Source organism: Streptomyces inusitatus, from assembly GCF_014651115.1.
In the GTDB taxonomy this organism is placed as follows: Bacteria; Actinomycetota; Actinomycetes; order Streptomycetales; family Streptomycetaceae; genus Streptomyces; species Streptomyces amakusaensis.
Genome location: NZ_BMWG01000036.1, coordinates 32513 through 41825, shown reverse-complemented (window position 1 = coordinate 41825; position 9313 = coordinate 32513). Strand labels below are relative to the sequence as shown.

6 protein-coding genes are annotated in these 9313 nt (G+C 69.4%); 2 read left to right on the top strand and 4 right to left on the bottom strand.

The genetic code is table 11. From position 1 onward, the window contains the following. Window positions 1–459: 459 nt before the first annotated feature. Entirely contained in the window at window positions 460–639 is a 180-nt protein-coding gene (locus tag IE247_RS32535; protein WP_190126960.1) for a hypothetical protein, read from the bottom strand. Window positions 640–1824: 1185 nt separating this feature from the next. On the opposite strand from IE247_RS32535, the gene IE247_RS32530 reads away from it, so the two are divergent. Next, complete coding sequence (locus tag IE247_RS32530) at window positions 1825–1971, top strand: hypothetical protein (RefSeq protein WP_190126959.1); 147 nt, start codon at window positions 1825–1827, stop codon at window positions 1969–1971. Between the two features lie 153 nt (window positions 1972–2124). Here the strand turns inward: IE247_RS32530 and IE247_RS32525 are convergent, their stop codons facing one another. Both IE247_RS32525 and IE247_RS32520 read right to left on the bottom strand, forming a co-directional pair. Next, window positions 2125–2643, bottom strand: coding sequence for a pyridoxamine 5'-phosphate oxidase family protein (locus IE247_RS32525; protein WP_190126958.1), 519 nt, complete (start codon window positions 2641–2643; stop codon window positions 2125–2127). A 1128-nt stretch (window positions 2644–3771) separates the two neighbouring features. Then, on the bottom strand, window positions 3772–4092 hold the full coding sequence (locus tag IE247_RS32520; protein ID WP_373305641.1) for a hypothetical protein: 321 nt from the start codon (window positions 4090–4092) through the stop codon (window positions 3772–3774). A 279-nt stretch (window positions 4093–4371) separates the two neighbouring features. Here IE247_RS32520 and IE247_RS32515 point away from each other — a divergent pair, with 279 nt between their 5' ends. Beyond that, window positions 4372–5079 (top strand): hypothetical protein, encoded by a 708-nt coding sequence (locus IE247_RS32515; RefSeq protein WP_190126957.1) that lies wholly within the window; start codon window positions 4372–4374, stop codon window positions 5077–5079. 892 nt (window positions 5080–5971) lie between these two features. On the opposite strand, the gene IE247_RS32510 is transcribed toward IE247_RS32515, so the two are convergent. After that, a complete protein-coding gene (locus IE247_RS32510; protein WP_190126956.1) occupies window positions 5972–8956 on the bottom strand; it encodes an NACHT domain-containing protein in 2985 nt (994 codons plus the stop codon). Window positions 8957–9313 lie beyond the last annotated feature (357 nt).

Sequence of the window (9313 nt, the reverse complement as noted above, 5' to 3'; positions counted from 1 at the left end):
ACGCGGTGGGGGTACCACCCGGGCCGCCAGGCCCAGGGGGCCGTAGGCGACTGACGACAACGCGGCGTGGGGGTACCTCCCGGGCCGCCAGGCCCAGGAGGAGTGCGTGCCAGGGCACGACAGGCAGACGGGACTTTGAAGACACGACCTAGGGTGATCGATGCGCACTGGGGTGCGCCCCCCTCAACGGATGTGTCCGGGCCCTCGCCTTCGGGCCCGGCCCGAACCCAAATGGTGCGGCCGTCAAGGATTACGGGTAGTCCGGCGGCGGAAGAAACGGGCGGAGTTGGCGGAGCGCAGCCAGTGGACGGCAGTCTCCCAGCCGCGTACGAGGCGGTGGCGACGCACAACCGTGTGGAACTCCTCGATGTCCCATCCGAGTCGCGACGCCTCCCCCAACCCGGAGCACTCCCCGCACGTCGTCCCACGGAATATTTCGAAGCGCATCCCGGTGCGGAGTCACGAGTCGGCAGACCAGGCGATGATCACCAGCCCCGAGTCCCCTGCGGTACCGGCCTGTCCGGCTTCGGACCCGGTGCCGTCCTTGTTGGGCACCTCCGGGCCGACAGCCCCGTCCCCTCCCCGGCCCCCCGCACCGCCACCACTGCCGCTGCCGCCCCGGCCCACGGTGGCGGGCACGGTATAGGCCGTTCCGTCGGCAAGGGTGATCGTGTCACCCGCCTTCGGAGCAGCGCCTGCCCCCGGGCCGCCCCGTCCTGCACGACCCCCGTCGGCCCCGAACCGTTCCGTATTCACCGAGAAGCCGCTGCCGGAGCCTCCTCCGGGACCTCCGGCAGCCCCCGCCTCCCCCACACAGCGTGTCAGGCCGCGGTTGGGCGTTCCGCCGGCGCCGCCCTCAGCGGCAGGCGCAGCGTCCCCTCCGGGGACGTCCTCCTTCGTCAATCCCTGCCCGCCGCGTCCGGGGCCGCCCGCCGGCCCCCCTGGCCCGCCCCGCCCGCTGCCGGCGGCGGCAAGAAGATCAGACACAAGGCCGAACTCATGGATTGCGGAATCCGAGGGCGTCGTACCGGCGGTACTACGACCACGGCCGCCATCGGCCCCGTTCCCCCCGATGACACCCGCACCCCTGCTGCCGCCGGCCGCCGCAGCTCCGCCCGCGCCGCCGCTACCGCCCTGGCCCACATCAAGACCGTAGCGAACCGGCACAACTTGCCAGTCACGCGGGGGGATTGCGACCTGGCACTGAACGAACGCTCCCGCCCCGCCGCCCGCGCCTCCGCCCCCGCCGCCGCCTCCGCTCCCGCCGCTCCCGATGCCCCCGAGTTCCGGGAAGAAGAGGTTCCACCCCTCGCCTCCGCCCCCGCCGCTGCCGGAGGCACCGCCACCTCCGCCGCCCCCCGCTCCCCACAGATAGACCGTGAACTCCTTCACTCCGTAGGGGGGTTGCCAAGCGCCAGTCTCGGTGAACACCACATGCCCGCCCGCCGCACGCTGCTCGGCCCGCTCCCCCTGGGCCGCCGCCGGGACCGCCCCCACCAGCAGAGCCACCACCCCGGCCGCTGCGACACCCGGCGTCCGCCAACCCGATCGCACCATCACCGAACCCCCACTCCCACTCACTCACTCAAACGGCCACGGCACTGTACAGGGAGTCACTTCCGCGGGGTGTGCAACACGCGGACGGGGGACTCCTGTCCGGCACAGAGCTCCACGTTCCCCGCGAAGCCCCGCCCGGGAAACGCCGGGGCGCGACCCCGAGCCGACCGTGGTACCCGCCACGCCCGAGCGGGTAGGCCGCGCCGCCGAGGCCAAGGGCAACAAGGGCGGGCATCGTCCCGCCGTCCCGTCAACAAGCTGGAAGACGTGCGCACCGCGTACCTGGAGGACCGCTCCATCGCCGCCCTCGCACGCGACCACGGCGGCCAGGGCATTCCGGCCGTCCCGGCCCAGCGCAAGGCCCGCCGCGAGGACAAGAACCGGATCACCATGCTTACGCCGACCAGACCATGATCGTCCTCAGCGGCACTTTCTGTACCTCACCTACTCACATCCGGGGAGTCCCGTAAGTTCACGCAAACTGAAGGGTTCTCGGTGGGAACTCAAGGGTCCGCCGTCGTGCTCTGCGGCTTCCGTGGGTGCAGGCCCTCGTCGACGGGCCCAGCGTCACGTGCCGATGAGCTTGTCGAGGTCGGGGGCGTAGACGGTCATCCAGTGCGGGTTCAGCCGGTAGTAGACGACCTCGCGGTTCCAGTCGAAGGCGTCGTCGCCGTAGAAGTCCTTCAAGTAGGCGAGGAGTTCCTGCCAGTCGGCCGTGGTCTCGGCGTCCTCGGGGTTCAGCTCCTCCACCGTGCCGTGGGTGAACACGCCGAGGTCCTCGCCGCGCAGGTGCGCGACGCTGGCGGCCGGACGGGCCGCGAGATGACGGGCCTTGGCGGCGTTGCGCGCCGTGCCGAAGTGCCACCGGCCGTGCAGGAAGTGCCCGTCGGCGCCGCTGATCCGCGGTTCGCCCTTTGCGGTCACCGTGGAGAGGGCGAGCGTGCACATGCCGGTGAGGACCCCGGTGAGCTGCGCCGCCGTGATGGTGCGGCCCTCGACGATCGAGCGGAGGTGTGCGGTCGAGCCGGAGAGGGAGGTGCCGAGGAGGGACTGGAGCTTGTTGAGTTCTTCTGGGGTTTCGCGCATACGTCCATCGTCGGCCGTAAACCCGACACCCTCTGTCGTCATTGATGAAGCAGCGGTGAGGTTGCTCCGCGCGGGTTGCGCTCGGTGCTGCGTGGATGGCAACAGGTGGGGGCTGTTCACGGGAAGCCTGGCCTGCAACTCGCCATACCCCTGTGCTGCGAGCGAGAAATCCTCCACTCCTTGCCCACCACGCCCCCGTCGGCTGTTGGAGAGCCCCCAAGACTCAAAAAGTCTTCTTAACTCTGATTAGGGAGGGTTCGCCTATTTCGGCGAAGGGGCGGTCGCCGAGTACCTGGTCGATGTGGAGAAATGCCATATGGGCGATCTTCCCAAGGCCTGTGCCTGGGCGGACCGCCGCCCCCTCCACAGTTCGGAAGGCTCCTGCGAGTCCCCGCCGCCGTTTGGTCCCATACGGTGTTCGATCCCGTGCATCTCCAGCCCCCCGGCATGGAGCGAACATCCCAGGAGTTCTGGATGTCCAGCAAGGGGTAGCGGCTGGTGGTCCTTCCCCACCGCGTGGGGCCCGACGGCTACAGCGGACTGAGCCAACGTGGCACAACTGGTAGTCCGCTCCCGTACGTACGCGGACATGGACCGGGTTCACATCACGTCCTCGCCGCCCTTCTGGACCCCGCCTTCGGCCTGCCTCTTCCAGTGGCACGGTTCCGGGGTAACACTGACGAGAGCTACGGAGCGGACCAGCACTTCATCATCAAGGACCGAGCCGGGACCGCCGCACTCGACCTGCGAGCCTCCACCGAGAAGCCCTCGTCCCTCATGAACGGCACTCTGCGGCAGTCCAGACTACCGGCGCAGGGCTTCACGAGCCTGGAAACAGATCCCCTCGGCGTCCTTGACGGCGTCGGAGCACACTAGCGAACCTTCCCGAGGGAAACCGCAGGCGTGCCGCCCCACCCTGGTGAGTTCGAGGGTTCGGAAGTCGGCCGTGTCCCCCGGAACCGATCGCCGAGCACGATAGCGAGGGCTCCCCGGTTCAGGAAACTGGGGAACCACCGGACCATTGATTACTCCACCGCCACGACCTGTCCGCGCCACCGAAAGGCCATCCGCACGACCACCAGCCCCCATCGCACACCGCGGCCAGAACTGTGCGGCACCGGATCGCCGCTACGCCCCCGCGCAGGTGAGGCGAAACAGTTCCCCGGCCCGCTCCAGGTCCCGCTCGGACCGGAGCTGCACCCCCAGGTCCCCCGTACCGTGGTGACCGAGCCCCGCCACATCCCGGCTTAACCCGGGCACGAGGTCGACCTCCCCCGGGTCGACCTTCCCATAGGCCAGGAGCTTCGCCTGCCACGCCGGCGGGACGCAGACGAAGTTCCGCAGCCGCCGGCAGGCCATGCACTGCTTGCGCCGGACCGTCGCCACATCACCACCCAGCCTGAGCAGCGCCTCCCCCAGGGCCAAAATCGTCCGCGAGAGGCGACGCAATATGGCCTCCGACCTGCGACTTTCCTCAAATCCGTCGGTACCGATCTCTTCCCGATGACACACCGTGTGAAGCACTCCGCGGGGCTGGGGGCGCTCAGTAGAGCCTCTGCTCAGTCCAGGCTCTCCCGTGCTCGCGCGAAATCACCCGGCACTGCCCGGCTGTTCTCGTACACCCCCGCGCTGGCACCTCGCCGGTGGCGGCTGCATCCGGGGTCGCCGGTGACCGGGGGCTGACCCCGGCCGGACCAGCAACAGCTGAAGCAGGCGGCCACACAGCCATTGGCCAACCAGGCGATCAAGATCCGGACCATTACCGGGCCAACACTGGTTCGAAACCAGCCGGACGCGCATTCCCGCTGGTCAGCGCATCGCAGCTTTTGTACCACCAGCAGACAAAGAACCTGTTGGCAACTTCCAGCACTGCCCCGAGCGGAACAGCCTCGGTATGGGGCATCAGACTGCCGCCCCGGGCTGCGGGCGGCCGGCGACATCGAGCACCGGCCCGACCGTGCCTCGCCCTACCGTGCCCGCGTTCGCTGGTTCGACCCCGCCCCCAAGCGCCGCAGATCCCTCTCCGAGGGCAAGGACACCCACGACGAGGCCGAGGACTGGATCTCCGGCATCCTCAAGGCCGCGGAGGCGGGGATCACGCCGAACGTGGCCACCATGTCGCTGACCGAGTACAGCACCACCACCATGAACCTGGCCCTACGCGGCCTGGAACCGAAGACGCCCGATCCGTATCTCGCAGGCTGGCACCGCCGAGTGGCCCCCGCGCTCGGCCACTTCCCCGTCCGCATGATCACCAACGGTGCCGTCGACCGCACCGTCCACCTCAACCCCGCCCCTGGCAGACGTCGCCAGACCGCCTGGTCCCCAACTGGCCCTCAAGAACGACGGAAAGGCGGCACCGGATTACTCCGATACCGCCTCCGACCTGCGAAAACGCTGGTCGGGACGACAGGTTTTGAACCTGCGACCCCTTGACCCCCAGGAGTGAGGGTCGGCTCGATTATCTAGACATAAGGGAACTTACTAGGGCGCAGGCTGTGCACAGAAGGTCATGGTGTGCGCTGCCACGTATACCGTGTGGTCCCCAACTGGTCCCCAACCTGAAGCGCCAAGCCCCGCTGCGGCTGTACCGGCGGCCGCAGCAGCTGCCACGTCAGACGCCGTTAGCGAGCGGTGCGAGCCACTGGGCTCCACGGCCAAGAAGGTGTATGCCCGGGCCCAGCGCGCCTGAGAGACGATCCGGACCATGGGCTGTCTCACAGGCCGCCGGAGGCCCGCTCTCCCCATCCCCTTCACCGGCCCGCTCTCTGGTCAGACACGGGGAGGAAGGCTGCGACGGCGTGTGCTCACTTCGGGGTTGAGGGGAGGGTGATGCCCGCCCGCCAGGGATTGCCAGCCTCGGCAGCCTGCTCATCCGCCGCGAAGCGCAGGAGCTTCAGCCTCTGGGAGGCGCAACCAGCTCCTGATCCCCATCCGTCGAACCCGCCAACAGCACCAGGGGCAGGATGTATCGGCAACCCGTCGCTACGATCCGACCTCAAGTGCTGCGGTTCCGCAGCCACATTACGCTGTTCACTGCGCTGAACCAGCACACCCAGGTAGGCCGGCAGGCATGTCCTCCGCGCGAAGCAGAGGTGAGCCGCGCGCCTCCATTTCGGCTTCCGCGATCCGCAGCAGCGCGCTGCTGCGGATGTATCCACGGCTTGCCATTACGGACGCGACGGAGTGCCCGCAGGCCAGGCCATCGGCGACAGTGTTCCGGCACCGGACGCTGGAGCGCGATCGAGGTGAGAGCGGCAACGGAGGTCGGCGGTCTCGAGCAACGCTCAGCGATCAGGCGGCTCCGGAGCAGGGGCGATGGAGCCCTTCAGGCGTCGTTGGTCGGGCCGGTCCCCGGGGGCGGGTCTGGCCGTTCGGCGAGCAGACGCCTTATGCGGTCCTGAAGATCAGAGGGAGCGTTGCCGAGGCCGTGCAGGACTCGTGCCCGGAGAGCGGCTCGTTCGCCGGGCGACAGGTCCGCCGCGCCGAGCAGTAACTTCAGCAGATCGTGTGCCAGAGAGGTGGCGGGCTCGCCCGGGGAGGTGAGGAATGTGGTGACGGCCGGTCCGAGCCACGCGAAGACCGGGTCTATGGCATGCCGTACAACGCCGTCGTTCGTACCGCCGGACACATCCAGTTTGTGCCGGAGCTCGTCCCAGTACGTTCGCGACCATCCCGCGCCACCATTGCCTCGCAGGTGGCCGTACAGCCAGTTCATGTCCACTGGCTCCGGCGGTTCCAAGGCACCGGACCGCAGGGATATCTCCAGTTCCCGGCCCTGCTCGGTCCAGGTGCGCCGCACCGAGAGGGACAGGGCGAAATCGGTCCACTGCTCCTCGTCGAACGCGGAACGCCACAGCAGGACATGGCGGTGCCAGGCGCTGCCATAGTCGTTCCAGAGCGGAAACAGCGCGCCCGCGGTGACACGCCCCCGCAGGAGCAGGATCACCAGAACCAGATTGGCGCCGTAGACGCCGTGGCGGGCTGAGGTCCGCATCCGGGGGGAGGAAGGAGAGCGGGTGGGCCGATAGGCGGGGTGAGGTTCCTGCGTGCGCTGCCCATGCTGCTCCAGCACGCTGATAAGGAGGCGCGCCAGTCGGTCGCGCTCGGCAGCCGGAATGCCGCGTACCATCGCGCCGGCGAACCGCAGCATCTGTCTGGAGGACAGTGGCGCGTGCGAGAGCAGGGTGTAGGCGAGGTCGTCGTCAATGCTGTTCCGGGCGTCGGACAGGGACGGACGGTGTGTCAGGAGGCTGGTGAGAACGTGCAGGGCCAGGCGGACAACCAGGTACTCGCCGAACGTGGCGTGCAGGAATTCGTAGGTGGCCAGCACGCGGCCATCCCGTACGGACTGCGCACGCTGGACGAAGAAGAAGCGTCCGAGTGTCACCTCCGCGGCGTCGATCGGGGTGCGGAATCCCGAGGTCTCGGCGGAGGCCCGGCCCAGCAGTGCCGTGAGGTCCTCGTCGAGTTCAGCGGCCGACACCCACTGCCGGCGGCGGTTGTGGAGCGCGAAGGCGACCAGGGAGAGACGTTGCAGTTCCCGTTCGGCCCGGGCCCGGGCCTCATCGTCCGGTACAGCGGCGGGTGAGGGGCCGGCCTTGTCTATCTCGCGGAGGGCGAAGGAGGTGAGCAGTTCCTCGTACAGCTCGGTCTCGTCGAGGGGATTGTCGCTGCCACGGTGCAGAGCGTTGTCGGCGGCGTCGTACAGCGCCAGCATCGTCAGCAGCAGTGGCTGCGCGGCGAGCGCCAGGTGGCGCTCCACAGCCCCCCAGGTCAGCGGTCGTAGCTCGCGGGCGGCGAAGCAGTCGGCGTTGGCCTCGTTCCACAGGTCGAGCCAGCGGCGGATCTGTTCCGGGCGGAAGGGCTCCAGTCGCAGCGCGACGAGGCCGTCGGGGTAGCGGGCCCGGTCGGCGACGGCGATGCGGCTGGTGACCAGGGCACGGATGGGACGTCCCTGTTCCACCTCGCGTTGCTGGAACCGGGCGACGCGGATGAGGAAGTCGCTGTGGTGGACCCCGGTGGTCTGCAGCAGTTCGTCGAACCCGTCGAGGAGCAGGACGGGCACGGCACCGCCGGCCGATCGGATGAGTTCCGGCCAGGACGGCCGCTCCCCCGTCGCGGTGCGCACTGCCTGCTCGATCTGGCTCTGGAGGTCGTCTTCGGTGCTGACGTCCCGCAACGGCACGCGGACGGGCATGAAGCCGGCGGAGGGCAGCCGGGCGGCGAGAACCCGCGTCAGGACGGACTTCCCCGCGCCCGGCTGCCCCAGCACGAGGAGGGGTGCGCCGGCCGCTTCGGCGGACGTCAGCGCTCCGGCGAGGTAGACGGTGAGGTCTTGGCGTACGGGGGCGTCCTGCCACCAGGACTCAGTGGCAGGACCGCTGGTACCAGCCACCTCACGCACCCGGAAGTCCGGGTCGAGGTACATCTCCCGCAGGGCTGGTACGCGTATGCCTTCCGGTCCGGACGAGGCGTCCAGGACGGGCCGGGTCAGCACAGCCTCGGACGAGCGGGCCAGGGCCGCGGCGATGTCGGTGAGGGGACGCACCGTGCGGGTCAGGCCGGCGAGCAGCTCGGTAACGCCCCCGAGGGAGCGGCGCACCTCGGTTCGGGTGGCCTGGTGCTCGATCTGGGTTGTCCAGAACCCGAACTCCGGTGCCTCCTGGGCGAGCCTGGCGTACAGGGACTCGTAGTGGCGGATCGCCTCGCGGGGCAGTTCGGTGCGGATCACCCGTTGGGCCTGGTCGCGGGCGGCTTCCGTCTGCGCGCTCCAGACGCGGAGTCCCTCGGCGAAGTCGAGGAACCTCGCGGAGAAAGCCTCGTACCAGCGCCGCAGCTGGTCCGTGACCGCTTCGAAGGGCCGGTGGGGCGTGGGGCTCGGTGCGTCGACGGCGGCGAGCGCGCGGGTGAACGCGGCACCGTGCTCCGCTGCGTGTGGGGAGCCCGTGAGAGCGAGCTGTTCACTGCGGGTGAGCCGCAGATCCTCCAGCCGGACGGGCAGAGGCCGTTCTTCCAGTGCCTCGAACCAGGCGAGAACGACGATCACAGTGTGGGCGGCGTGCAGCAGCTCAGTGCGCGCGGCACGGCCGTCGGCGCGGCCCAGGTGCCGTCCAATGCCGAGTACGGCACCACGGCCGAGCGCCAGCACACTGCCCTGGGCATCGGCGATCCGTACGATCCCGTCGCTGACCCCGCCCGTCGCGACATTCAGCACCCCGCCGAGCGCCCGGTCCAGCGCGGCGACGGCGGGCGGATCGCTGCCAAGCAGAGCCAACGCGTCCGCAAACGACAGCAGCCCGCGTACCCCCACAACGCCCCCCGTGTCCGCGCGTCGGTTGCGACTGTCCCCTGACGCACTCTGGCACAGCGGCGTGGCGCAGGAGCACTGTTCGAACAAGGAGACGCTGCGGGATTCCCGTCTGGTGACGCCGCAGCCGAAGGGGACCCCGCCCCTCGAAGGCCCGCCCATTGCCTCGGACTTGGTGCCAGGCCGGACCGTCTGTCGCGGCCGAGGCACCGCCCGGTTCAACGGCACGGACACTCAGTGACGGTGTCCGATACACGGTGGTGCTCACCGTGCGGGGCCGTCTCGGTGTCGGCGGCCTCATGCGGGGACTGCTTCCGGAAGCAGCCGTCATGTCTGCCTGATGTGACGTGGTTTCAGGGT